Annotated in this window: 26 protein-coding genes and 1 pseudogene; 10 read left to right on the top strand and 17 right to left on the bottom strand. The window is 36.1% G+C overall.

From position 1 onward, the window contains the following. Nucleotides 1–10: 10 nt before the first annotated feature. A complete protein-coding gene (locus HMPREF3270_RS12020; RefSeq protein WP_070849108.1) occupies nt 11–784 on the bottom strand; it encodes a hypothetical protein in 774 nt (257 codons plus the stop codon). A 215-nt stretch (nt 785–999) separates the two neighbouring features. On the opposite strand from HMPREF3270_RS12020, the gene HMPREF3270_RS12025 reads away from it, so the two are divergent. After that, nucleotides 1,000–2,181, top strand: a complete 1,182-nt coding sequence (locus HMPREF3270_RS12025; protein ID WP_061055093.1) for a YbfB/YjiJ family MFS transporter — start codon at nt 1,000–1,002, stop codon at nt 2,179–2,181. A 59-nt stretch (nt 2,182–2,240) separates the two neighbouring features. Continuing rightward, nucleotides 2,241–2,456, top strand: coding sequence for a hypothetical protein (locus HMPREF3270_RS12030; RefSeq protein WP_002480131.1), 216 nt, complete (start codon nt 2,241–2,243; stop codon nt 2,454–2,456). Between the two features lie 62 nt (nt 2,457–2,518). Here HMPREF3270_RS12030 and HMPREF3270_RS12035 read toward each other — a convergent pair whose 3' ends face one another. The 4 genes from HMPREF3270_RS12035 to HMPREF3270_RS12050 all read right to left on the bottom strand — a co-directional run bounded on the left by HMPREF3270_RS12035 (nt 2,519) and on the right by HMPREF3270_RS12050 (nt 6,522). After that, complete coding sequence (locus tag HMPREF3270_RS12035) at nt 2,519–3,652, bottom strand: M24 family metallopeptidase (RefSeq protein WP_070849111.1); 1,134 nt, start codon at nt 3,650–3,652, stop codon at nt 2,519–2,521. Then, entirely contained in the window at nt 3,630–5,039 is a 1,410-nt protein-coding gene (locus HMPREF3270_RS12040) for a sodium:solute symporter family protein (RefSeq protein WP_070849114.1), read from the bottom strand. The genes HMPREF3270_RS12035 and HMPREF3270_RS12040 overlap by 23 nt, the downstream gene beginning before the upstream one ends. Nucleotides 5,040–5,185: 146 nt before the next feature. Beyond that, complete coding sequence (locus tag HMPREF3270_RS12045) at nt 5,186–5,911, bottom strand: hypothetical protein (RefSeq protein WP_070867267.1); 726 nt, start codon at nt 5,909–5,911, stop codon at nt 5,186–5,188. Between the two features lie 5 nt (nt 5,912–5,916). After that, a complete protein-coding gene (locus tag HMPREF3270_RS12050; protein WP_070849120.1) occupies nt 5,917–6,522 on the bottom strand; it encodes a DUF4004 family protein in 606 nt (201 codons plus the stop codon). A gap of 516 nt (nt 6,523–7,038) precedes the next feature. On the opposite strand from HMPREF3270_RS12050, the gene HMPREF3270_RS12055 reads away from it, so the two are divergent. Beyond that, the gene (locus tag HMPREF3270_RS12055; protein WP_070849126.1) at nt 7,039–7,965 is read left to right on the top strand and encodes a VOC family protein; all 927 of its coding nucleotides are present in this window, start codon (nt 7,039–7,041) and stop codon (nt 7,963–7,965) included. A gap of 146 nt (nt 7,966–8,111) precedes the next feature. Here the strand turns inward: HMPREF3270_RS12055 and HMPREF3270_RS12060 are convergent, their stop codons facing one another. Beyond that, nucleotides 8,112–8,393 carry a GNAT family N-acetyltransferase gene (locus HMPREF3270_RS12060; RefSeq protein ID WP_070849129.1) on the bottom strand — a complete coding sequence of 94 codons (282 nt, stop codon included), beginning with the start codon at nt 8,391–8,393 and terminating at the stop codon, nt 8,112–8,114. 234 nt (nt 8,394–8,627) lie between these two features. On the opposite strand from HMPREF3270_RS12060, the gene HMPREF3270_RS14075 reads away from it, so the two are divergent. Both HMPREF3270_RS14075 and HMPREF3270_RS12070 read left to right on the top strand, forming a co-directional pair. Then, on the top strand, nt 8,628–9,116 hold the full coding sequence (locus HMPREF3270_RS14075) for a hypothetical protein (protein WP_070849132.1): 489 nt from the start codon (nt 8,628–8,630) through the stop codon (nt 9,114–9,116). 137 nt (nt 9,117–9,253) lie between these two features. Continuing rightward, the gene (locus HMPREF3270_RS12070) at nt 9,254–10,174 is read left to right on the top strand and encodes a TDT family transporter (protein WP_070849135.1); all 921 of its coding nucleotides are present in this window, start codon (nt 9,254–9,256) and stop codon (nt 10,172–10,174) included. A gap of 50 nt (nt 10,175–10,224) precedes the next feature. Here the strand turns inward: HMPREF3270_RS12070 and HMPREF3270_RS12075 are convergent, their stop codons facing one another. Further along, on the bottom strand, nt 10,225–10,497 hold the full coding sequence (locus tag HMPREF3270_RS12075) for a GNAT family N-acetyltransferase (protein WP_070849138.1): 273 nt from the start codon (nt 10,495–10,497) through the stop codon (nt 10,225–10,227). A 296-nt stretch (nt 10,498–10,793) separates the two neighbouring features. Between HMPREF3270_RS12075 and HMPREF3270_RS12080 the strand changes: the two genes are divergently transcribed. Beyond that, on the top strand, nt 10,794–11,747 hold the full coding sequence (locus tag HMPREF3270_RS12080) for an oxygen-dependent tRNA uridine(34) hydroxylase TrhO (RefSeq protein WP_070849141.1): 954 nt from the start codon (nt 10,794–10,796) through the stop codon (nt 11,745–11,747). A 171-nt stretch (nt 11,748–11,918) separates the two neighbouring features. Here HMPREF3270_RS12080 and HMPREF3270_RS14460 read toward each other — a convergent pair whose 3' ends face one another. From HMPREF3270_RS14460 to HMPREF3270_RS12095, 6 genes are all read right to left on the bottom strand, one after another. After that, nucleotides 11,919–11,975 carry a putative holin-like toxin gene (locus tag HMPREF3270_RS14460; protein ID WP_220453653.1) on the bottom strand — a complete coding sequence of 19 codons (57 nt, stop codon included), beginning with the start codon at nt 11,973–11,975 and terminating at the stop codon, nt 11,919–11,921. Between the two features lie 81 nt (nt 11,976–12,056). Next, entirely contained in the window at nt 12,057–13,514 is a 1,458-nt protein-coding gene (locus HMPREF3270_RS12085) for a carbon starvation CstA family protein (protein ID WP_070462949.1), read from the bottom strand. 277 nt (nt 13,515–13,791) lie between these two features. Continuing rightward, complete coding sequence (locus HMPREF3270_RS14465) at nt 13,792–13,893, bottom strand: putative holin-like toxin (RefSeq protein WP_219727503.1); 102 nt, start codon at nt 13,891–13,893, stop codon at nt 13,792–13,794. 190 nt (nt 13,894–14,083) lie between these two features. Next, nucleotides 14,084–14,188, bottom strand: coding sequence for a putative holin-like toxin (locus HMPREF3270_RS14470; RefSeq protein ID WP_107529461.1), 105 nt, complete (start codon nt 14,186–14,188; stop codon nt 14,084–14,086). Nucleotides 14,189–14,787: 599 nt separating this feature from the next. Next, on the bottom strand, nt 14,788–14,973 hold the full coding sequence (locus HMPREF3270_RS12090; RefSeq protein ID WP_060804722.1) for a hypothetical protein: 186 nt from the start codon (nt 14,971–14,973) through the stop codon (nt 14,788–14,790). Nucleotides 14,974–15,145: 172 nt separating this feature from the next. Continuing rightward, on the bottom strand, nt 15,146–16,786 hold the full coding sequence (locus tag HMPREF3270_RS12095; protein ID WP_002480145.1) for a BCCT family transporter: 1,641 nt from the start codon (nt 16,784–16,786) through the stop codon (nt 15,146–15,148). Nucleotides 16,787–17,116: 330 nt separating this feature from the next. On the opposite strand from HMPREF3270_RS12095, the pseudogene HMPREF3270_RS12100 reads away from it, so the two are divergent. The 3 genes and pseudogenes from HMPREF3270_RS12100 (at nt 17,117) to HMPREF3270_RS12110 (ending at nt 20,063) form a co-directional block, all read left to right on the top strand. Continuing rightward, nucleotides 17,117–18,097 (top strand): annotated as a pseudogene (locus HMPREF3270_RS12100) (tripartite tricarboxylate transporter substrate binding protein). Between the two features lie 51 nt (nt 18,098–18,148). After that, nucleotides 18,149–18,550, top strand: a complete 402-nt coding sequence (locus HMPREF3270_RS12105; RefSeq protein WP_070849143.1) for a tripartite tricarboxylate transporter TctB family protein — start codon at nt 18,149–18,151, stop codon at nt 18,548–18,550. A gap of 16 nt (nt 18,551–18,566) precedes the next feature. Next, the gene (locus HMPREF3270_RS12110) at nt 18,567–20,063 is read left to right on the top strand and encodes a tripartite tricarboxylate transporter permease (protein ID WP_060804727.1); all 1,497 of its coding nucleotides are present in this window, start codon (nt 18,567–18,569) and stop codon (nt 20,061–20,063) included. A 95-nt stretch (nt 20,064–20,158) separates the two neighbouring features. On the opposite strand, the gene HMPREF3270_RS12115 is transcribed toward HMPREF3270_RS12110, so the two are convergent. After that, nucleotides 20,159–20,773 (bottom strand): hypothetical protein, encoded by a 615-nt coding sequence (locus tag HMPREF3270_RS12115; protein WP_060804728.1) that lies wholly within the window; start codon nt 20,771–20,773, stop codon nt 20,159–20,161. A gap of 357 nt (nt 20,774–21,130) precedes the next feature. Between HMPREF3270_RS12115 and HMPREF3270_RS12120 the strand changes: the two genes are divergently transcribed. Continuing rightward, nucleotides 21,131–21,703, top strand: coding sequence for a hypothetical protein (locus HMPREF3270_RS12120; protein WP_083326847.1), 573 nt, complete (start codon nt 21,131–21,133; stop codon nt 21,701–21,703). 241 nt (nt 21,704–21,944) lie between these two features. Here the strand turns inward: HMPREF3270_RS12120 and HMPREF3270_RS12125 are convergent, their stop codons facing one another. Genes HMPREF3270_RS12125 through HMPREF3270_RS12135 form a run of 3 tightly spaced genes read right to left on the bottom strand, consistent with a single transcriptional unit; the run spans nt 21,945 to nt 25,818 of the window. Beyond that, nucleotides 21,945–23,015, bottom strand: coding sequence for an NAD(P)-dependent alcohol dehydrogenase (locus HMPREF3270_RS12125; RefSeq protein WP_070867268.1), 1,071 nt, complete (start codon nt 23,013–23,015; stop codon nt 21,945–21,947). Next, nucleotides 23,005–24,519 (bottom strand): xylulokinase, encoded by a 1,515-nt coding sequence (gene xylB, locus HMPREF3270_RS12130; protein WP_176746756.1) that lies wholly within the window; start codon nt 24,517–24,519, stop codon nt 23,005–23,007. Before xylB ends, HMPREF3270_RS12125 begins: the two co-directional genes overlap by 11 nt. A gap of 15 nt (nt 24,520–24,534) precedes the next feature. After that, nucleotides 24,535–25,818 carry an MFS transporter gene (locus HMPREF3270_RS12135; RefSeq protein ID WP_070849152.1) on the bottom strand — a complete coding sequence of 428 codons (1,284 nt, stop codon included), beginning with the start codon at nt 25,816–25,818 and terminating at the stop codon, nt 24,535–24,537. Nucleotides 25,819–25,856: the final 38 nt, after the last annotated feature.

The raw sequence follows: 25,856 nt of genomic DNA on the forward strand, positions 1-25,856 counted from the left end.
TTCTTTAAATTCATTTTATTTTTGACTCTATAATATCAATGATTCTATCAAAATTATTCAACAATAAGTTTATTTTCATAGAGTCAACTAACCCTGTGGAAGTTGTACTTGAGTTAAAATCATTAATAGAAATATACTGAATGTCATTTGCAGAAATGTTATTCAAATATCTTTTTATATTAGAAATTTGCCTGCTATAATACATAATAGGAGTAGCATAAATAAGTATATTGGGATTCCCTCCTGGGGAGTACAACGTGCTATTAAGATTACTTTTAAAAAATGTATCTCTGTTCGCAATAGACTTTAAATTTTGTGAAACCTCTTTATCATAATCCCTAAAAAACATGCTTATTAAGTAATTATTATTTTTTAAAATTTTAAAAGTTTCATTCAAAATTCTATGTAGTTCAAGTAAATTTTTCATATCTTCTTCATTGATTTCAAACGTTAATTTGATTACTTCTTCAGTGTTTGTGGCTAGATTACTGACTGCTTTTTCAAAAGTTTTATTATTAAATGTGATTATATAATACGGTAATACCCATATATTATTTAAACTTTCTTCACTATCAAGACCTTGTCGCTTTAGAGTATCTTTGACATTTTCCACTTTTTGCTTTATATATTCTTTGTCCATGTTTATTTTTTGAAGATATAGCTCCTTTGAATTTCTTTTAAGGTTTTTCTCATTTCTATTGGAAACTTTAACTTGATGTGCTGAAATTAATAAGCTGCCTGCTGCTATCAACATTGATACTCCTGAAAATATTAATGAAAACATGTATTTCCTCCTCAAAAAAATCATTTATTTAATAATATAATCATATTTAATTTTTAGCTACCGTTAAACACTAATATCTTAAAATTAATAGTTTGTCTGCTTAGCTTAATTCAGTGATAACTTTTACTTATATTAAACATCAAGAATCATCATTATTATTAAAGTATATTGAGGCGTATAATGAGGTCATCTATCAAATTTCAGGGGTGAATGCCATGTCACAACACGCACATCGTCAGTTATTACTCGGGATGGCATCATTATTTATTGTAATGGCCATCGGTCGATTTGCCTATACACCTATCTTACCGTTTATGCAGCAAGCAGAACACATGGATGGTAAAGGGGCTGGTTTACTTGCGACGATTAACTATCTCGGTTATTTAATCGGAGCGATTATTCCAATGTTTTGGATTATTAAAAGTAAAGTCGTCGATGTGAAAATTTATTTAGTATTAAACGTACTTTCTACGATTTTTATGGGGTTTACCTCAAATTTCATTTTATGGTCCATATTGCGTTTAATCGCAGGACTCACAAGCGGAACAGTCTTTGTCTTAGCCTCTAACGTCGTATTAGAAGCATTAAGACAAGCACATAAAGAAGGTATTTCAGGTTTACTCTATAGTGCTGTTGGTATCGGGCTCTTTTCAAGCAGTATTTTTGTCTTCTTCTACACAGACGTCAACTCATGGAAAATGACTTGGATTATCCTTGGTCTCTTTTCATTAGCGTTAAGTTTATTGGTTATTTTCTTTATGCGGGAAAACCCAGATATTAATGTTGAAGCGCATCATAAAGCGACTTCCAAGACACCCTTCCGTCTCAACAAAACATTTATGCGCTGGTTCTCTATTGCTTATTTCTGTGAAGGGGCAGGCTATATTATTACCGGAACTTTCTTAGTCGCAATCATTAAATCCATCCCTGCTTTCTCTGAATATGCAGCACTCAGTTGGATGTTTGTCGGCTTAGGGGCTATCCCTTCTACAGTAGTATGGTCAATGATTGCGGAGAAAATGGATTATAGTAAAGCAACTTATATGGCATTTGGTCTACAAATCATCAGTGTCGCTTTACCAGTGTTTTCACATCATATTGTCAGTTTAATTATCAGCTCACTAATCTTCGGTAGTACGTTCTTAGGTTTGACGACACTCTTCATGTCTAAAGGACAAATGTTGATGCTTCAGACTGGCGGTAAGTCTAACTTTATCGCTACATTAACTGTTATTTACAGTATCGGCCAAATGATTGCGCCGTTTGTTTCAGGCTATCTTATTGGAGATTCCGGCAATTATAATGCAGCATTGTTATTTGCGACAGCTATTTTAATTATCGGTCTTATCAGCAGCTGGATCAGTTACCGTGCATTAAATAAAGAAGCGATTCAATAAGTAAAGTTTTGTCTGGTTATCAAAAGGGAATGTAACTACTAACAAAGGAGGATGTTACAATGCCTTTTGTAAAACAAAGAATGAAAGAAGATTTAACTGAAGACCCACGTATTAGTGAAGACAGCTTCACAACAGACCAAGAACTTCAAAACAGAGCGTTTGAACGTTTAGGTAAAGACATCGTCATTATTGAAGTATTATCTATTATGAACATTGTCTTTGCGGTCTTTTCATTTTCATTACTTGGTCTATTATTACGAGAACGAAGCAAATAATCATTGAAACTTGAAAAACCTGTGCCATCACACGATAGCACAGGTTTTTAATTATGCATTGTTTATTTAATCAAATCTTCTAAGTCATGCGGATAGTTTGTGACAACTTCTGTTCCTTCTTTTTTCAAGATAACCGTATCAGAATGTCTGAAGCCGCCGACGCCTGGAATATAAATACCTGGTTCTACACAAAAGACCATGCCTTCTTTTAACTCTAGCTCATTATCAAAGCGCAATGAGGGTTCTTCATGTTGTCCAATACCTATACCATGACCTGTTCTATGACTGATATAGTCACCATAACCTTCCGCTTCAAGAATTGTTCTTGCGACTTGATCGACCGCATTTGCGGTTACACCCACTTCAATAAAGTCTAACGCAGCTTTATGTGCTTCAACCATCGCTTCAAATGCATGGCGCTGTTCATCAGTCGGCTCGCCAACAAAGAAAGTACGTTCACATTCTGCACGATATCCATTCAACTCTAATTGACGGCTATGTACAATCACATCACCTTGTTGGATTTGTTTCGTATTAGAGAATGTATGCGGCATTGTAGAACGTTTGATGCCTGAAGGCGACATTACAAAGAATCCGAATTCTGCATCTGGGTAATTTTGAGAAATCGTGTCGAATAAATAACTGTTTCCAAAATTATCGATGTCCATTTCAGTCAATCCTGCTTTCGCATGTTCAATCGTTTGCGCCACAGCTTGACTGACAATCTCTCCACTTTCCTTGATAGCTTGTTGTTCATCTTCATATTTGTAAGTACGTTGTTCCACTAATGCTTGACCAATATCTTTCACTTTAAAATCATGATTGACGATATCTAGATAAAATTGTGTAGGTAAGAAACCTGTTTCAATACCAACCGTTTTAGCATCTTGATGTTTTTCCAATAAATCATTAAAGACTGTTTGATAACGTGTCGGCACATCATCTGTGACTGGAATTTCAGTATACGTATAGATATCTTGAATACCCGTTTTATCTCTGAAATGCGCTTCTTCTAATTTCGGCGCAATCACTTCAATGTTTTCCTGGGAAATAAATAAAATAATCGGACGCGAATAAATGACAGCTTTAAAGCCAGTAAAATACATTTGATTCTCAAAATTCATCACAATACTTAAATCGATGTCTTGTTGTTTCATCGTTTCTCTAAACGCATCAAGACGTTGTTTCAAGTTCACGTTGGTTGCCTCCTTTAGAAGTAAATAATGTCACAACTACTAACACAATAATCGCCAGCGGCACAGAAATTAACGCAGAGTTAATACCTGTACTTTGAACAAAACCAAGTTCCCAAATCAGTGTTGTTACTAAACCGACTGCCATTGAAGCAAGGCCTCCTGCTTTCGTGACTTTCGGATAAATAAACACTGCTAATAATGCCGGTGTAATTCCTGCACCGTATACGGTATAAGCGTACATTTGAACAGATAACACTGATGGGAAGTACATTGTTAATAAGAATGCGATCACACCTAAAATCGGTACAAGAATTCTTGTCATCAATAACATCTTATTTTCATGCTTATACTTAAAGTTATCCCCGAACAAGTCATAAATGACACTTGTCGCAGCAGATAATAAATATGAATTTCCTGTAGTAGTAATAAACGCAGTAAGTGCTGCAATGAGCACACCGCCAATCACAATCGGCAATTGACTCGTTAACGCAATCAAAGCCATTCCTGGTTCAATTTTCGGGAAAATCGAACGAGAAATAAATGCGAGCAATGAAATAAGTGGTGTCACGATTAATAAACCGACAATCCACCCAATCGTACCGATACGTGTCACTTTATTATCACGAGATGACGCCAGTCGTTGATAAATATTCTGATCACCTAACAGTAAGAACAACATTGGAATATAGAAACCTAAAATTTGAACAAAAGTTAATGTTCCCATTGGTTTCAAATGTGTTTTCGGTACATTCGATAAAATAGTATCCCAGCCGCCGCCGACCGCAATTGCGACAGGTACTGCGATAATCAACGCAATTGTAATTAAGAATGCACTTAACGCATCTGTTGGTGCGACTGACATCAAACCGCCCATAGTCGCAAGTAAAATAATAATCACTGCCGCAATAATAGTACCGAGTTCTACTGAAATACCTGTTGAAACATGTAATACATAGCCAAGTCCTTGATATTGATACGAGACAATCCCTACAAACGCTAAAATGATAATGACTGCCGCAAAGTAACTTGCGACCTTTCCATATTTCATCTCTAATATCTCAGCTACAGTATATTTTCCATAGTTTCTGACTTTCGAACTAATAATAAAAATTGTCCCTATTCCGATAATACTCGGAATCGCATAACCGACTGCCGGCCATAATCCAAAACTATAAGCCAGCGAGTTTTGACCGCCTGTGACAGAACCACTACCGACCCATGTCGAAAGTAATGTCCCCATTAATACGACTGGCCCGAGTGATTTACCTGCGAGAATAAAGTCCTCATTACTCTCTACTTTCTTTGAATACACAAAACCTAATGCAACCATCAATACCCCATAACCAATGACGAACCAAATTAAAATTGGTTCAGCAGAAAATCCCATAATATTCCCCCCTGTATATAAAAAACTAACCGTTTTCCAACGATTAGCTTAAGAATAAAGATTAATTTTAGCACAAAATTAAAACAATAGTAACAACAATCTAATTATTCTGATATTTTAAGGAAGAATACGTCTAAAAATACAATTTATAGTTTCGTAATTTTACCGATTTGTGCTGCTTGGGCGCATTCTAAGGTCTTTGTATATTCAACCGTTTCAACTTTTACATCTTCATGTAAGATAATATGATCTCCACGAATGACTTTAGCTTTAACACGGTCGACTGCTATACGATCCCCTTCAATAACCTCAGCAGTTATGTATGCAGAATCTGACTGAGAAGTCATGACAGTTATAAATTTAAACTTCTTCTTTTCTCCATCGTGTTTGCGTATGTGAATCACATTGCCCCCAATTTCGCGAACATAACTATCTTGTCGCACATGTACGTCAACAGTATCTGCATTCAACATTCCTTCGACTTTAACTTGACCATCGATTTTAAGTTCATCTACTTCGCAATTACCTTCTGTTTCAAGTACCCCGAGAAGTTTCAATCTTTTACCGTTTAAATGACCTTTGACATCAACAGTTCCTGTCACTTTAAGTAATTCAAATGTTAAATCTTCTTCTACTTCAACTTCACCGATAATAGAAGCTGTTGTTACATGTACATTTTTACGACCAGTGAAATTACCTATCAGTTTGATTTTGTTTACATTGACTTGGTCTGATGCGGTAATTTCACCCGTCATTTTAATGTTATTGACACTGGTTTCAAATGGAAATTGAACTTCTCCCAATAAAGTAATCGCGTCATATTCACTTTCTTCTAATTGCTTCTTACCCATGCCTTTGATGGACTGACTCATGATGTTTACACTTCTTTCTTAAATAGGTTTTGGATGTTAATTGTTTCTAAGACTCTTACGCTATCATCGATTTTAATCGGCGTATTTTGTTCAATCAGCAAATAAAACGTGATTCCGAATTTACGACAGATATATAAATCTGCTTCTTTATCATTTTCACTATATTCTAGTAAAAACGCCTGTAAATCTTGTGCTTCTTCCATTGAGACAATGCTGCGTGTTACCACTTCATCTAAAATAGTACCCACATAAACCGCTTGATCTTGCGGATATTGTTCTAACAAGACTTTACCGACTTCGCGATAAAAGAAACCTGCCCATGATTGAATCAAAGTGTCATTATCTTTGTATTCTATTTCTGGTTCATAACCGTCATCTGCGAACATTTTGACCATATCATCTAAGACATAGTCATGTTTATAACGTTGAATATCTTCGATTCTTTTAATGACTTTGGCTTTAGGTAAGAACGTTTCTTGACCTGTAAAAGTAGATTTACGAATGAACCATTCATCTGGAATTAAGTGTTTACGTTTCCAACGATACAATTGGCCGTAAGTAATGCCACATTCTGTTAATAAGTCTTTTTTGCTGATTAATTGTTCTTTCATAATTATCCTCCTAATCATAATGTAACATAACACTGTTACATGTACGAGTGTTTTCGCTATTTTCCCATAAAAAATAACCTGACCTAGACGGATGCATACGCAAACTGGCTGGATCAGGTTCCTCTTTAGCTATCTATTGTTTCCTTCTACCTTTAAATATCTCGAGTATGATTAATACGATGCATACCACCATAACTATCGTGATGAGTATAGCCACGATATAGTTTAGTCCTATGGTTGATGCGACTATCATTTCAATCAATGCTAACAAGCACATTAACGCAATCAGCAGCGATATTTTCACCAAGTTCATCGTTTCACCCCATCTATTTCTCTTAGGTATTTGCTTCTATTATGCCCGATAACGCGATTATCCTCAAAGCAAAAACTTAAGGTTTGCGTGTTTTGTCAAAAGTTGGGGTAAATTTATACAAAGAAACATAAAACTTTCTTTATGTTGATGGAACGGTTATGATATAAGTATAAAAAGTATACTAGATAAATAGGAGGGATAGTATGACGCTGATTACAGGACATCATCATATCTCAATGTACACAAAAGATGCGCGTGAAAATAAACAATTTTATACAAAGGTCTTAGGTTTACGCTTAATTGAAAAATCTGTGAACCAAGATAATACATCGATGTACCACTTATTCTATGGAGATGAAACAGGTGCACCAGGCACTTTATTAACTTTCTTTGAAATGAAAATGTTAGGCAAACATCATTCAGGTACTAATAGTATTGAACGATTAGTATTACTCGTACCTAATGAAGCAGCATTAGGTTATTTCAAAGAACGTCTGAACGTGAATCAAGTTGAAACAGAAGCTATCACATACCTTAGACAACAAGCATTAGCTTTCGAAGATCCTGATGGCTTAAAACTAATACTTATGGTCAATGGTGACAACGCAGTTCCTAACGCTTGGCATGCGAATCCTTATACAGATGTACCTCAAGAATTTCAAATTTTAGGAATGGGACCTGTAGAATTACATCTCCGTAATTTACAACCTACTATCGACTTTCTAACCAACACATTAGGTTATCACGCACACTTTGGCGATGATAATGTCTATACATTAAATCCTAATGGACGTTATACAGACTTTGTCTTAGTTGAAGAACAAGGTCAAAGTGTAAAACCTGGACGTGGTTATGTACATCATATTGCAGTGAGTGTGCCAACTGATGAAGCTTTAGAAACATTATTAGATAAATTAGAACAATTGCCTGGCAGTACTTCAGGTATTATTGACCGTTATTTCTTTAAATCTATCTACTATCGTAACAACAAAATTTTATATGAATTCGCAACAGAAACACCTGGTTTTACGGTCGACACAGATGTTAAAGATCTAGGCAGCAAACTCGCATTACCTGACTTCTTAGAACACAAACGCGAACAAATCGAAAGCCAATTAGAAGAAATTTAAGTTAGAAAATCTAAATATTTACGACTGAAATCAAGATAAACCTGTATAAAAAAGAAGCGCCGGGATGTCATATCTCAGCGCTTCTTTACACTTACCTCAAACACACTAACCCTTGTCATTACAGGAGTTTTAAGACATACCTAAGACTAACCTTTTAGTAAGACGTCATGATACTCCGGTGTCTCTTCTAATACTTGTTTAGCGAATGGGCAAGTGGCTAAAATTTTAATATCATTTTCTCGTGCATAATTCACACCCGCTTCAACTAACTGCTTCGCAATACCTTGTCCACGTAAACTTTCATCTACACCTGTATGATCGATAATAATTTTATCTTTGCCTGTCGGTACATATGTCATTTCTGCATCTGAATTTTCTTCTGAATCGCCTACATAGAATTTATTGTGTCCGTGTTTAATCTCTGCCATACTATCTCCTCACTTTCAAATAAGTTGGTATAAAAGTTATACCACTAACTTCTCTTTCTAAACACAACGAATGATTTAACAATGACAAATATCTACTTAATCTCTATTCATTTTAATATTGTAACGTTCATTTAATATAAAAAGAGTGGAAAAGCGTAAGGCAATTCTATAAACTTAGAATGAAGATATACACCAAGCACCAAGATAAAACTATAGATATAGGGAGCCAACATCATGTTTCAAGCTATCAAACATATTCTAGCAGTCGTTGTCACTGCATTGCTTGTGACAGCTGTCATTGTCACTGGAATGATTGCTTATGATAAATATAAGCATCACAGCAGCGATCAAGTAGATGCTGCGAAATACTATGAAAATAAAGAAAAACAAAAAGAGAAAAAAACTGAGAAAAAAGAGAAAAAAGAGAAAAAAGAACATAAGCAAGAAGCGCCAGAAGAACCTGTGGTAGAGGAACAAGTACATCATGAGGTCCAACAATCAACTGTACATATCTATCAAGCACCTCAACCTGAAGAAAAACCTGAACCTAAACAAGAAAAAGAAGAAACAAAAGAATATAAACCTGGCGAAGGTGGCGGGTCACATCCAGAATCAAAACCACAACCCCAACAAGCACAATCGAAACCGCAACCAGAGCCACAACCTGTTCAACAACAAAAACCAGCCCAACCTGCGCATCAACCACAAGGGCAAGGACATTAATCTCAATAGAGAGGACTCAAAAGGTTCTCTCTATTTTGTTATCTTTTCAAATCATCTACATTTCACTCTGTTTCTTAATCATATAAGCAGTGCTATACTTTGAACATACAAAGAGAGAGAATAGGCAGGCTACATATATGTTTAAATCCATGATTCAAAACGTACCTGCCGCGATTTGCGGTTTAGCTTTAGGTACATTTACTTTTAGTCACATTTTATTTCAAATCCACTTAGCTTGGCTAGGTTTATTAGCAACTACTCTAGGTAGTATTTGCTTGGTTTTATTTTTTATTAAGTTGATACGCTTTCCGAAAGCATTAGGCTTAGAATTAAAGGACAGTAATACTTTTGCGATTATGCCTGCATTACCTATGGGTTTCATGACATTCGCTTCAATTTTAAAATCACAGTTCCATATAGATAACATAATACTTACAGGTTTCTGGTTAAGCGCTGTATTACTACATATCATCTTAATGATCTGGTTTATCGTTTATTTCATATTAAAACACCGTACGTATCCTAATACGAGTTGGTTTGTGATGTTTGTCGGTATCGGCGTGATTGGTGAGACGGCTTCATCGTTTTACGCTAAAATTGGTATCTTTGCGATAGATTTCAGTTCTATCCTATTCTTGATTCTTTTAGCGTTTATTTTACTTGAAAGAATGTGGCATTATTATCCGAAAGATCAATTACCGATGGCAGTCATTATTAGTGCACCTGCGTCATTATGTTTAAATGCATATCTATCTTATACTGAAAGTTTATCAGTCAGCTATATTCTGTTTTATTTCGTCATTGCGCAATTTCTATTTGTGTTCTCAGTTATCTTCTTGCCTCAAATCATTGAGAAACGATTCAAACCCGCATATGCTGCACTGACTTTCCCATGGGCTGTTACTGCTGCTTCAACGTATCATCTTTATACACAATTAGACCTCCCTGGTATTTCCCAGGAAATGCTTGGAATCCTTGCGATAATTGAAATCATCTTTGCGGGATGTGTCATCGTGTGGGTGTATTTTCGTTATACAAAACACATCTTTAACGCATAAAACAAGCGCGCTAGTCACCAGACTAACGCGCCTCTTTTATACACTCATTATTATTTATTTACCAAAATATCTTTGTCATCTGTATTTTCAATAAATGCTTTTGCGAACCAGCATTGTGCATCAATTTTTAAGTTATTTTCTTTCGCATACTCTAAACCGGCATGGACTAATTGATTACCTACACCTTGTCCACGTAAGCTTGGATCTACACCTGTATGCGTAATCGTCATCACATCGTCGTTCATTGTATAATCCATTTCTGCATCTGGTTTCGTTTCATCACCAACATAAAATCTATTGTTGCCATGTTTAATCTCTGCCATGTATCTCACCTCATTTAAAGTTCTATATATAGTTATTATACCCGTTTATGTGAAAAACAAATGTAACTTAGCTTCCAAGGACTTTGTATATGAGAATTCTTGCTTTATTCACCCTATTTTAGTGCATTCAATATTAAGTTTATAAACAAACTTATTGCATATTTACAATGATTTGTTAAGCTATTACAGTGGAAAATAATGCTTATCGGTAAAAAAATAGGTCTAATGCATCATTTAGGTTTTAGCTTTTTCCTTTATAATGAGAAATAGATAGAAAGATTGAGGAGTATCATAATATGGATTATAGAGTATTGTTATATTATAAATATGTCACTATAGATGACCCAGAAACGTATGCGGCAGAACACTTAGAGTTCTGTAAAGCACACAATTTAAAAGGCCGTATTTTAGTCTCTACTGAAGGGATTAATGGTACGTTATCAGGAACAAAAGAAGACACAGACGCTTATATTGCACATATGCGTGCAGATGAACGCTTCAAAGATATCACATTCAAGATTGATGAAGCAGAAGGTCATGCATTTAAGAAAATGCATGTACGTCCAAGACATGAAATCGTAGCACTTGATTTAGAACATGATATTGATCCACGTGAGACAACAGGTAAATATTTATCACCTAAAGAATTCAGAGAAGCATTAGATGATGAAGACACTATCGTCTTAGACGCACGTAATGACTATGAGTTTGATTTAGGTCATTTCCGTGGCGCAGTTCGTCCAAACATTACACGCTTCCGTGATTTACCACAATGGATCAGAGACAATAAAGATATGTTCATGGATAAAAAGATTGTCACTTATTGTACAGGCGGTATCCGTTGTGAAAAATTCTCAGGCTTCTTACTTAAAGAAGGCTTTGAAGATGTTGCACAATTAGAAGGCGGTATCGCAACGTACGGTAAAGACCCTGAAACACAAGGTGAATTATGGGACGGTAAAATGTACGTCTTCGATGAACGTATCAGTGTAGATGTTAACCAAGTAGAAAAAACAGTGGTTGGTAAAGAATGGTTCGATGGTACACCATGCGAACGTTATATCAACTGCAGCAACCCTGAATGTAATAAACAAATCTTAGTATCAGAAGAAAACGAACACCGTTATTTAGGTGCTTGCTGTAAAGAATGTGCAGAGCACGAACGTAATCGCTATGTAGCGAAACACAATCTCAGTGATGAGGAAAAAGAACGCCGTTTAGAAAACTTTAAAGAAACTGTCCACCAATAATTATTCAAAACACGATGGGTATTCAGTACCCATCTTTTTTTATGTCTATATTTAAATTGTGTCATAATATAGATGAAAATAAAAAGCACCGTGCTGGTACACGATGCTTTAGAGCTCATTTCAAAGGCGGAGACACATTGAAGGTTAAAAAATAAATACTAGAATTGAGAACTACAAACCACAGAACGCAATCATTATACTTATAGCTTCAAATACACTCATGGGCATATCCTTTCTAAATTCAGTACAATAAAAAAACCCGCACGTGCTTTAACGTACGGGTTGAACTAATCTATTTAAGACACCTTGTTAGACTGCCGCATCTCGCTGTGACACGACTGGATGATCTAACTCAAATTTCACACCTGCTGTCACTTTCTTGTATTGATAAATGAAATAAGCAATCCAAATTAATGTTAAGACAGCACCTAAATAATAGCTAAGTGTTAAATTTAAACCGAAACCAATTTTCTGACTTAAGATATAGACAAAGATATTCCACGTCATGAATGTCGCAGGTACAGCTGCTACCCAGAAGTTCTTCTTAGCTAGCAACAGATACATTGCGCCGACCCATAATGCGACCACTGCTGTTGTTTGGTTTGCCCATGAGAAGTAGCGCCATAGAATTGTGAAATCAATTTGTGTTAAGCCGAAACTGATAATAAACAGCGGTGCTGCAACGATAATACGTTTAACTAGAGAACGTTGATTGACATTCAAGTAATCCGCAATAATCATACGTGCACTTCTAAATGATGTATCACCACTTGTGATAGGTAAGACAATCACACCTAACACCGCAATTGTACCTAAAACAGAACCAAGCAATAAGTGAGATGCCTCACTCACAACAAGTGCTGCTTCCCCTTTCGCAAGCACTCCTTGCAAGCCTTGATAACCATTAAATAAACTCATACCTGCTGCTGCCCAGATCATCGCGATAACTCCTTCTGCAACCATCATGCCATAGAAGATAAAGCGGCCATTCTTTTCATTGTTCGCAGTACGTGAAATAATCGGTGTTTGTGTCGCATGGAAACCTGATAATGCACCACATGTAATCGTAAAGAATAACAGCGGGAAAATCGGTGCGCCATCAGGGTGCATATTTTTTAAACTTAACTCTGGAATCGGTGCGCCTGTTTGAATTAAACGAAAGCCCATTGCGACCGCACTGATTAACAATAACGCTCCAAAGACTGGATAAACACGTCCAATAATTTTATCAATCGGCAAAATCGTTGAAAGAATGTAGTAAACAAAAATAACGAAGATAATAATACCTAACGCAATACGACCGTCCATCATGTTATGAAGCAATAATGCTGGACTTGTCACGAATACTGTTCCCGTAAGCAGCAACAATAAAATCGAGAAGATATTAACGAAATGCTTCATGACCTTCCCTAAGAATTTACTCGCAAGTTCAGGCAGATGTGCCCCTTTGTTTCGAATAGAAATCATACCTGTTAAATAATCATGAACGGCTCCTGCGAAAATACATCCTAAAACAATCCATAAAAATGCGACCGGTCCATATAATGCCCCCATAATTGGTCCGAAGATTGGACCTACTCCAGCAATATTCAGTAATTGAATTAACGAGTTAGACGATGTCTTCATCGGCACAAAATCTACATTATCTCTTTGATGATGTGCTGGTGTCGGTCTTCCTGTTTTCGGTCCAAACATCTTATCAATGTACTTACCATAAGTGAAATAACCAATAACTAGTAAAATGATTGAAACAATAAACGTAATCATTTCACAATCCCCCTTTTTCTATCTCTCTCCCTGTAGTTCAGATGTGACAACTTTATGAAAGCGTTTTCTTAATTGAACCACATTTCTTTATTTGTCACAAGATTGTGAAATGTTTAGCTAGAAATAGTTGTTATACACTGTTTATTATTGTGTTTATAATAAATTTATGTTATAAAATAATCGTGCTCGTACACGACTCTTTGAGACCGTTTCAAAGACGGTGACACATTGAAGGTTAAAAAATAAACCATCTGACTTGTCAAAGTTTGTAGATGGTTTATTTTTTTCTATTAGAAATGTACAAAAAGATAAATACTAGAATTGTGAACTGCAAATCACAGAACGCAATCATTATACTTATAGCTTCAAATACACTCATAAAGCATTTCCTTTCTAAATTCAGTAACTCATAAACTATTCTAGTTGTACTTCTTATGCGTGTTGTGCGATAATATAAATGTAATAAAAAAGAGCCGTGCTTGTACACGACTCTTTGAGACCGTTAAAAAGACGGTGACATAGAAAATTTTTAAAATAAGCCATTTCCTTAGTCAAAGTAGAAAGATGGCTTATTTTTTATCTCTTTTTTCAACAAGTTTCGTAATAGTAGAGACTAGATTTAGTATAAATTCACCAAATGCCAGTAGCAATACTATGACTTCAAATGTTGTCATTTAAGGCATTTCCTTTCTAAATTCAGCGATACTATAGGCATCACCTCCTTTAAATTAGATTTGCCACCATCTATTCAACTTTCTCATGCATTTATTATATTATGATTCTATTTACTTTACATTATGACATAATAAAATTCTTTATTTTTATAACCAAATTGCAAGTACACTTACATGTAAATGTACTTGCAATTTTTACAAATATTTTTATGAAGATGACAGTATGTGTCTAAGTTAAATATCTGAGTATGTGATTGTATTCATAAATCAAATACGACGCTATTTATACGTTTAGATAAAGAAAGGTATGCATAACATATGATTTATACATTGAGCGTTATCCTTATTCCCATAGTTGTCTTAAGCTTCATTATTTACTGTACAGTTAAGCGAAAGCCTTTGTATTATGTCATCATTGCGATGATTCTACTTCAAATCGTTAAGATACTAGATAGTATTTTTATTGAACATAAGTCTGTCCTTCAGGCATTACTTCATCCTTTTGATATTTTATTATGGGTGATATTAATTGCTTATGGGATCAGTCACTATCGGAATAAACACAAAGCATAAAGCGCCTCGTGATGTCGCGAAACGTTTTATGCTTTGTCTTTTTTACTTAATTTCTCACTTACCGCAATTACCAGAACCAGTATTATAATGATTAATGCTGCGAAACCTTCAATCTTTTCACTTAAAATAGGTTGGTAAACAAACTTGGTAATAAATAGTGTTAAATAACTAATTGAAAAAATAAAAGCGATGATTTTTAACGTTTTAATCATAGCTGTCCTTCTCTCTTTCTCTAAGCTTTTTTGTCTGATTAAGTATGCTTTCCTAACTGATTAGATGCATTCACTTTTTATTGGAATATGTAATAGTTATTTAAATTATACAATAATAATGGCCGCTTCACACACCCATCGTGCGAAGCGGCTATCACTTTATCTCTAAATTTTAATCTTCTTTATGTTGGTTCTCTTGTTCTTCTTGTCGCGCTTGTTCTTGCGCTTCTTGTTCTTTTTGAATTTCTTTCTCACGTTTCTCTAGTGGTATAGAGAAGTCTTTTTCATCATCAATATATGACATCTGGAAGTGTTTTGTCGGTTCTCGACGTAAGGCACCCATAATCGCAAAGATCATCAACACTAGGATGATAGAGAATGGTAAGCCTGTCACAAGTGAAGCAGTTTGTAAACTTGTTAAACCACCTGCGATAGTCATTGTGACTGAAATCGCACCGATTAATAAGCCCCAAATAACTTTATCTTTTACGTTAGGGTTATCAACCCCGCCTGTCGCCATACTTGCGACAATGTGTGTTGTAGAGTCAGCACTTGTCACAATAAAGATAAAGATTAAGGCAATGGCTAGAATACTTGTGATATCTGAAATTGGGAATTGTTTCAACAACTCGAATAATGCGACTGAATAATCTTTATCTACAATTTTCTCGATACCTGTATTTTGTGTTAATGCAATTTTTAATGCCGTACCACCAAATCCAGCAATCCAAGTGAATGAAATTAATGGTGGAATGATTAATACACCAATGACGAATTCACGAATTGTACGTCCACGTGATACACGGGCAACGAAACCACCGATAAATGGTGACCAAGCAATGACCCATGCCCAGTAGAAGACTGTCCATTGTTGAACCCAACTGTTATCACCTGTGTATGGATTGATACGTAAACTATATTGAATAAAGTGTGTTAAGTAATCTGAAATCGCAAGTGTATAAGATTCTAACACGAATTTTAAATCACCAAAGATTAAGATGAATATCAATAAGATTGCCCCAAGTCCGATATTGATATTACTCAACCATTTAACACCTCGGTTTAAACCTGTAAGTGCTGATCCTAAGAAGATACATACCATAATGACTGTAATCGCAACTTTAGTCACATTCGTATTCGGTACATCAAAGACATGATTTAATCCACCACTGATTTGCATAATACCTAAACCGATAGATGTCGCAATCCCCATAACTGTCGCGATAATTGCGAGAATATCGATCAAGTTACGTAAAGGTCTTGGATAAGCCTCGCCAAAGACCGGTTCCATAGCTGTAGAAATTAATCCGTTACGTTTCTTACGGAATTGGAAGTACGCTACTGTTAAACCTGCCATTGCGAAGATAGACCATTGTGAGATACCCCAGTGGAAGAAGGTATAACCCATAGCTAAACGTGCAGATTCTGCAGATTGATCTTTAACACCTGGGAATGGTGCGTGTAAGAAGTGTGTCAGCGGTTCTGCTACACCCCAGAAGACAATCCCAACACCAAGTCCTGCTGAGAATAACATCCCAATCCAAGACATGAATGAGAATTCTGGTTCAGAGTCATCTGCGCCGAGTTTGAAGCGGCCGTATCGTGAAACGGCTAAAGCGATTAAGAAAATATCCAGTACGACAATAATGACTAAGAAGAGCCATCCAAATGCCCCTGCGATGACATCATACGTACTCTGCGCATATTTTCCGAATAGTTTCGGGAAAATGCCCGCAACTAATGTCGCCAGCAGGATAATCCCTACCGAAGTGAAATAAACTATATTTCTATGTTTTTCTTTCCTGGTTTTCATGTGAAATTAATAATCCCCTTCCCGCTTGTTTCATATAAGCGTTTGTTTCATTAAACCATAAACAGAACATAATCACAATTCATCATTAAAAACATTTACATCATTATTTAATTTTTATTACGAAACATTTTGAGAATTTAATATCAGCCTTACAGACACTTAAAGATGATAACCTCAAGTTTTCATTTATTTTCACAGATTCCAATATATATTTTATAATTTATACCCTTAGTTATTTATATAATAATTACATCTAACAATCATTGTTAAATTTTGAAAATTGTGATAAATTATCGTAAAATTGAATATTTTAAACAAAGGGGGATTTTTATGCGAAGATTGGGGTACTTCGTGTTAGCCATGACAGTTATTTTAGCGAGCTGCGGTAAATCTGATGATAAGAAAACCGCAAAATCCAATACGTTTCCTGATGAAACTGTTGAGATTATAGCACCCGCTTCACCAGGCGGTGGCTGGGACACCACTGCACGCGCAATTCAGAAAGTCATGTTAGATGAAAAGCTGACAAATCAAAACATTACAGTTGTGAATAAGCCTGGAGGCGGCGGTGAAGTCGGTTGGCAATACTTAAAATCACGTTCGCCAAATACGATCGCCATTAACTCAAGTCTATTACTGTCTAATAAAGAATTAGGGTTAAGTGACCTTGGAGATGATGACTTCACTCCTATTGCGATTCTGGCAACTGAATAGATTAGTTTAACCGCATCAAATAAATCTAATTTGAACTCTGGTAAAGAAGTGATGAAAAAGCTCAAGAAAGATCCGAAATCACTGACAATCGGTGTCGCACCTGGTTTAGGAAATAACGACCACCTTGCATTCGTACAAGCAGCGAAACAATATGGTGTAGATGTCGATAAACTTGATTTCTTAGTGTATAAGAGTGGCGGAGATTTACAAACTGCCCTACTTGGCGGTCATGTAGATGTCGCTTCTACAGCAGTATCAGAAGTTAAAGAGCAACATCAAGTACATAAACTGAAAATGTTGGCAGTGTCATCTGATGAACGACTTGAAGGCATTAAAGATGTGCCGACTTGGCAAGAACAAGGTGTCGATATGGTGTTCCCTCATTGGCGCGGTGTCATGGGGACGAAAGATATGACAAAAGAAGAACGTGCTTATTGGGATAAGACCATGCGTAAAGTCGTACATTCTAAACAATGGCAAGAATTACGTAAAAACAATGATTGGGATAACTTCTACAAAGATAGTGCTGAATCTGAAAAATTCTTAAAAGAGCAACGAAAAAAATATGATCAGCTGATTAAAGATGCTGGTTTCTAAGGGGGAATTGTATGGCTCATTTAATGCCGCCTTTTACTTACGTTATTAGGCATCATCTATTTAGTTTTAACGCTGAATGTACAACGTTCACGCATTGGTGATCCAAACAGTCCAATGTACTTTCCACTGCTCATTTCAGTGTTATTGATTGTGATGAGTGTGATTTATTTCTTCCAAGAATATAAAAAAAGACATGAGCATTTTGAAATTCTAGACTTGTTACTTCAAAAGAAAACCTTAATACGCTTAGGCGCAACAGTAGCAATGATTATTATTTACGCATTGATTTTTGAACGCTTAGGTTTCTTGATTTCAACAATCCTCTTCTTAGGAGGCGTCTTGTTTTTAATCAATGGGGTGAAACACTGGCTTCAAAATATCATTGTGGCGCTCGTATTTTCAGGGATTACATGGTATACCTTCTCTCAATTATTAGATGTGAGTTTACCATAAGACAAGGGGGAGCAATATGGGAGATATCAATACGTTCTTAGAAGGTCTCACAACTGCCTTTCATCCTATGAATTTATTATGGGTGTTAATCGGCGGATTTTTAGGGACAATTGTAGGCATGCTGCCGGGGTTAGGTCCAGCGACCGCAGTTGCAGTGTTAATTCCTGTGACATTCGGTATGGAACCTGTCAGTGCCTTGATTTTAATGATTGCGATTTATTATGGCGCGATGTATGGGGGATCGCGTAGTTCTATTTTACTGAATACACCAGGTGATGGTTCTGCGATTGCGGCTACTTTCGATGGATATCCTATGACTAAAAATGGGGAAGCGGGCAAAGCTTTAACGATTTCCGCAGTCGCTTCACTCATCGGCGGTATTGTGGCAGTTGTCGGGTTTATTGTACTTGCCAAACCGCTATCAGATTTCTCACTTCAATTCGGACCACGTGAATACTTTGTATTATTCTTATTTACATTATCGACGATTGTCTCATTATCTATCGGTAAAATGGTCAAAGGTTTTATCGCTACTGCGATTGGACTCATGGTCAGTACAGTCGGCGTCGATTTACAAACAAGCGTTTACCGCTTCACCTTCGATATTCCACACCTAAGTGAAGGGATTAACTTCTTAGTTGTGATTATCGGTGTCTATGCGGTGGCTGAAGTCCTGTATAACTATATGCATCTAGAAGCATTGAAGCCGCCTGATGCGAAATTAGGATCAATGAAGTTGACGAAGACGGATTGGAAGCGGACATGGTGGACTATGTTAAGACAAAGTCCAATTGGATTCGTCATTGGTGTCTTACCAGGTGCTGGTGGTTCTATCGCTTCTATGTTGAGTTACTCTACTGAGCGGCAAGTGAACAAGAATGGTAAAGACTTTGGTAAAGGTGCGATTGAAGGGGTTGCGGCACCTGAGGCGTCTAACAACGCTGCTTCAGTTGGTGCACTGATTCCATTACTTACAATGGGCGTACCTGGTTCAGGAACAACCGCTGTTATTTTAGGTGCAGTTATTATGTTAGGTTTACAACCTGGTCCATTACTCTTTGAAAATGAACCAGAAACCATTTGGACACTGATTAACAGTATGTTTATCGGTAATATTTTCTTAGTGATTATCAACATCGCACTCATAGGTGTGTTACTTAAGATTTTACGTACACCGCCTAAAGTACTTTATCCAATTATTTTAGTGTTAGCTTACTTAGGTACATACACTTTAGGTTATAGTGTTGTAGATTTCTATATTTTATTAATCTTTGGTTTATTAGGTTTAGGTTTAAAACTTTTAGACTTCCCGATGGCTCCGCTCATCTTGGCAGCTATTGTCGGATCAGATATGGAACAGAACTTCCGTAAGAGCTTAATTACCAGCAATAATAATGTTTTCGATATTTTCTTCGGATCACCGATCAGTATTGTGTTGACGATTATGACAATACTTTCATTAACGTATCCACTGATAATGAAGATGGTGAAGAAGCGGAAGAAAGCAGAGTAAATGAAAGGCAATGATTTAACATTTTGAAAAATATCGTATAAAGCAGACAATTAAAAAGTGAAAACTTTATACGGTATTTTTTATGTTATCAGTTTTTATTCTTTATCATATTTCTTTGCGTTATATTGCTTATATTTATCGCCATCATTTTTATCTAATACCTTTATCAATGCAGGTCTATAAAGCTTATGACTATATCGCTCTAAACCAAATTTAGTTATACCATCAATGAACTCTCCAACAGTTACATCTAAATTGATTTTTGATCTTACAACTATATTTTTGTCGCAGCTTGGTTGATCGTATTGATTTTTATATATTTTGGCACTCTTATCAAATTTTCTATATTTATCAACTAAATCTTGATTAATTTTCATAATTTCTTGTATATCTTTATTAGATTCGTCTATATGATGACTCATCATTAAGACCAAGTTTTGTAGATGCATATCATACGCATTATAATCATCTGCAACCTCACTTAATATTTCATTAGTCGTTTGTCTATTTAAATTCGACATATCAAATGTAAGTTGGTTATTTCTTATTTTGGCTACTTGAAACACCAAAATATCTAGCATACTGACTAAATCATTTCTATAAGCCACTTCTTGTTCTCGCTTTTGTTTTTCAAACTGCAAATTAATACCATAAATTGTAATGACACATGTTGTAATAGCCCCGATGATTGCTGAAATAATTTCTACCATTTATACCATCTCCTAAACACTAATCTTCTTTTTTAGTATTACACAATATCAAACGTTTTGATATATTATTTACAAAAAACAAGAAATAATGTTTCAGTTTAAAAATTTAGCATTTCTATTAAAGGTTCACCCCCCTATAATATAATGATTTCTAATAAAGTAGCTGGCTCTCTCTGCTAACTCACAACAATTCTTACTACTCCTTCTATCTTCTTATGTTAAAAAGTTGATATTTACATTATATATATTTATGTTAATTTTTATTTAATTAATAGTAAATTTATATATTTTTATTATTTAAGTGGTATTATTGGAATGGGATGTTAGGGATGTTTGCTAATAAACGGAGGCCTAACCATGAATTTTAAAAAAGTTGCTTTCTCACTTTCTGCTTTAACTGTATTATTCAGTGTAACAAGTCAAACTTATGTAGATGCTGTTGAACAAATATCTAGTGAAAACGAATCCTCAAGCCTTTATACTAATGAAGAATTAGATATGGAAGGTTTAACTAGGACATTATCTGCTATTGAACACATGCCAGACTCTGTTATTAATGAAGGTAAACCCGCAATTGAAAACTACTTAAACGAACAAGGGGTAGGTGTTCAAACTTACGGAGCAAGTGTCAGTAATTATGCAGCTTGTACAGGAGCAATAGGATATGCGCTTGTCACTAATTTTACACCTGCTAAAATCGCAAAAGTAAAGTCTGCTTTAAAAGCTGCCGGGGGCACATTAACGTTTGTTAAGAAGATGTCTGGAGCATATAAACAGTTAAGAAAACTTGGTCATAGTAAACAAAGCGCTGTTAAGAACGCCGCAGCACAAGCTGCAAAAGCGGCTGGACCAGATGTTAAAGAAGCTTTATTAGATTTCTTCGGTATCGCAACAATTGTAGGCGCCTGTGCACCTATCTTTGAAAAATAAAACTACTGAGGTGAATACCACTTGAATACCAAAAAGAAAGAAACACTTTATCTCATAGGATTCGTTATAATTTTGATTGTTTTATTCTTGCCTATCAGCGCATTCATAAAAGCTGTTGTAACTATAGTATTATTAGTGTTGGCAGTAATATTAAGGTTTTTTGTGAAGAATAATGATGAAGACAGATAGTTATAAAAATAGCCTCGTCCGCTTTTTTGGACGAGGCTATTTGATCTTTATATTAGTCTAAGAAACCGTTAGGATAAACCATCACTTTTAATGAACCTTGTTTGTTGTTGAGTGCTCTTTCTAATGCTGCTTTTGTATCTTTAAGTTCATATGAATCTGTGAACATTGAGTCTAAATCTGCGTCTGTATTGTTTAACATTTCAATACCCATTGGATAAGTGTTTGCGTAACGGAAGACACCATAAATATTTAATTCACGGTTACCAATGAATGGAATGTTTAAGGCAATTTCCTCTTGTTGTGGTAGGCCAACGATAGATAAGCTGCCGCCTACTGCTAGAGATTGTACAGCTGATTGTAGTGCTGCTGGATGACCTGCTGTTTCAAAGGCATAGTCTGCACCTTTACCGTTTGTAATTTCTTGGATACGTTCTACTGGATCTTCTTTAGAGATATTAATTGTTTCAGTCGCACCAAGTTTTAACGCTTCTTCTAAACAAATATCTGCTAAGTCAGTCACGATGATACGTGTCGCACCAAATGCTTTAGCTGCCACAACCGCCATTAAACCAACTGGGCCCATACCTGTAATTACGACTGTTGAACCTGGTTGAACACCTGCACGTTTACAAGCTTGAATACCTACTGAGAATGGTTCGTTTAATGATGCTTGTTCATAAGATAATGAATCTGGAATTGGGAATAAGAAGTCTTCTGGATGTGCAATGTACTGTGCGAATGCACCATCAATCGGTGGTGTTGCTAGAAACTCAACATCTTGACATAAGTTGTATTGCCCTTTTTGACATTGTTCACATTTACCACAAGGTACACCTGGTTCTACCGCGGCTCTGTCACCTACTGAAAACTTCGTCACATCTTCACCAACTGCCGCAACCATACCGGCACATTCGTGACCTAAGATTAATGGTTCTTTGACAATGAAATCACCGATTTTACCATGTTCATAGTAATGGACGTCAGAACCGCAAACACCCACTGCCATCATTTTAACTAAGACTTCCTTCGGTCCTAATTTAGGTACATCGACTTCTTTAATTTCAATATCGAATGGTTTATTTAATAAAGCTATCTGCATTGTTTCAGGAATATTATTTGTCATCTGTATAACCCCCGTGATTTTGTTGAATTGATAACAGATCCGCTGTCATCTGTTTCGTATTTCGATAAACGTCTTGATACACTTTGAAGTAACGTTCATAAATTTTATGTTTTTGTGTATTTGGTTTGAATGTCGTGTCGTACTGAATAAAAGTTTCAACACAGTCTTTTAATGAATCGAACCAACCGACTCCATATGCAGCTAGAATTGCTGCGCCCATACTTGGTCCTTCTTCGTGTTTTAATTTCTTAACTTCTAAGTTGAAGACATCTGCTTGAAGTTGTAACCAGAAATCACTTTTAGCGCCGCCGCCAATTGAAGTGATGGTGTGGATCGCTGGATAAAACTGTCTGATATAATCTAATGATTCATAAAGCGAATACGTGATGCCTTCAATCACTGCACGTGAGAAATCTGCACGTGTTTGTTTACCACTGATACCGATAAAGCTGCCTCTAATTTTTGCATCGCCATGCGGTGTACGTTCTCCCATTAAGTAAGGCGTGAATACTAAACCATTCGCACCTGGTGATGAGCTTTCCGCATCTTTTGTAATGTCCTCAAAACTTTGTTCTGCATAGAAATTACGTTTATACCAGTCTAAACTGAAGCCTGCAGCAAGCGTAACCCCCATCGCATAAGAGATATCCGGTGTGACATGTTTAAAATAATGAATATTATTTTGATAATCACTATAGTCTTTCTGACAAACAAGTACTACACCAGACGTACCGATACTGCACATCGCATCTCCTTCACCGATAATACCGGCACCGAGTGCACCACATGCATTGTCAGCGCCACCCGCAATCACTTTTGTTGAAGTTGGTAAGTTTAATTCTTGCGCTACTGTTTCAGTTACTTCACCCACTACATCTGTTGAATTAACGAGTTCTGGAAGTAAATGTTTAATCTCATAGTACGTGCTTGTTTCTTTATCCCACGCTTCACTTTCACTGTTGTAAAGCAGTGTACCGGATGCATCAGATTTCTCCATTTGAACCTTGCCAGTTAATGCATATCTGACATAATCCTTTGGAAGAATGAATGTTTCAGCTTTCTCAAAGTGTTGTGGTTCATGTGCTTTCACCCATAATAATTTTGGTAACGTAAAGCCTTCTAAAATGGGATTGCCCAGTAATTTATCTCCGAACTGTGCTTTAATTTCATCACATTGTTCAGTGTTTCTGGTATCGTTCCATAAGATAGCTGGGCGAATAGGATAATTATCTTTATCTAATAACACTAAGCCATGCATTTGGCCCGAGAAAGACATACCTTCTATTTGGTACTGACTGTCGTCTAACTGATCTGTCAGTGTTTGAATTGCTTGTTTTGTTGCTTGTACCCATTCATCTGGGTTTTGTTCACTATAACCATTTTGCGGTTGTGAAATACTGATAGGTTCACTGCTTGATGTCACAATCGAACCTTGTTGGTCAACCGCAATCACTTTAACTGAGCTTGTTCCTAAATCTATACCTAAAACAAGTGGTTTCAATATGTTTCATCTACCTTTTTAAATATTTACATTTTCAGCTTGAATCACTTTGCGCGGTTTTTCTTTTAATCCTGGTTGATGTACTTTGATGAAGTACGTCAATACAGCACCAAAGAAGTATAATAATGCGAATGCCCATACTACACCGATTTCATTGAAGACTGGTAATAATACTGTCGCAATCACAGATGGTAAGAAGTTACTTAAACCAGCTGCTAAGTTATGTGAAGATAATGTTGCACCGATATGATTTGGTTCTAACGCTGTGAAAATCGCGAAAATCGGAACGAATGCTGATTGTGTAATACCAAATAATACAGCACATAATACGCCGATCAAGAATACGTCTCCGCTAATCATCGGTAAGTAATAGAATGTCAGTGTTGTGATACCGTAACCGACACAACCGAACCACATGACTTGGCGTTTCCAACCGATTTTGTCTGCAGTAATACCCCAGAATACGTCACCAACAATACAAGTGACGTGCATTGTACCCCAGATCCATAACCATTGTTGCATCGTAAAGCCGATTTCATCTGTAAATAAAACTGGGAAGATAATCACTAATCCAAAGAGTGATAGTTGGTTAATAATTCTTACAATGAATACTTTAATAATTTCAGGGTTCTTATAAACCACACCGATATCTTTAAGCACCTTCTTATAACGATCACTTACTGCTAAATCTGCGTTAGGTTTCACATTGTCTTTATCTACTGCGATATAAGCAATAATACCGCCAATCATAATCCATACGATAGATAGCCATAGTGTTCCCATGAAGCCCATATATGGAATTGTGAAACTTGGTAAGTATGAACCTACGACACCCATACCTACTGAGAACATCGCCCAGAACCAACCGATTGCTGTCGCAAGACGTGCTTTATTTGTAATGTATGTCACCCATACTAAGAAACCGTATAAGAATAATGGATATGCGATACCTCTGATACCGTACATCAATAACATCATGTTGTAATTTTCAACTTGCAAACCAAACGTCAAGAAAAGTACATGGAAGACAATCCATAATACAACACCGCTTGTCATTACTTTTCTTGGTCCATATACGTCAGATAAGACTGCCGCTAACCATGAACCCACTACTACCATCACACCATATACCGCAAAGACTAATGATGCTTGGCTTTTGCTGAATCCAATATCTACGATGTATTTAGACAAGAAGGCTTGTTCAATACCGTCTCCTGTCATAAAAATAAAGATTGCGATAATACCTAAGAATACAACTGTTGGTATTCCCATCCATAACTTTCTATTTTTCTCTATCGTCATTATAGATTTCCCCCTCATTTATAACTAACTTAAACGTT

The sequence above is a fragment of the Staphylococcus sp. HMSC65H10 genome (assembly GCF_001839185.1).
GTDB lineage: Bacteria > Bacillota > Bacilli > Staphylococcales > Staphylococcaceae > Staphylococcus > Staphylococcus simulans.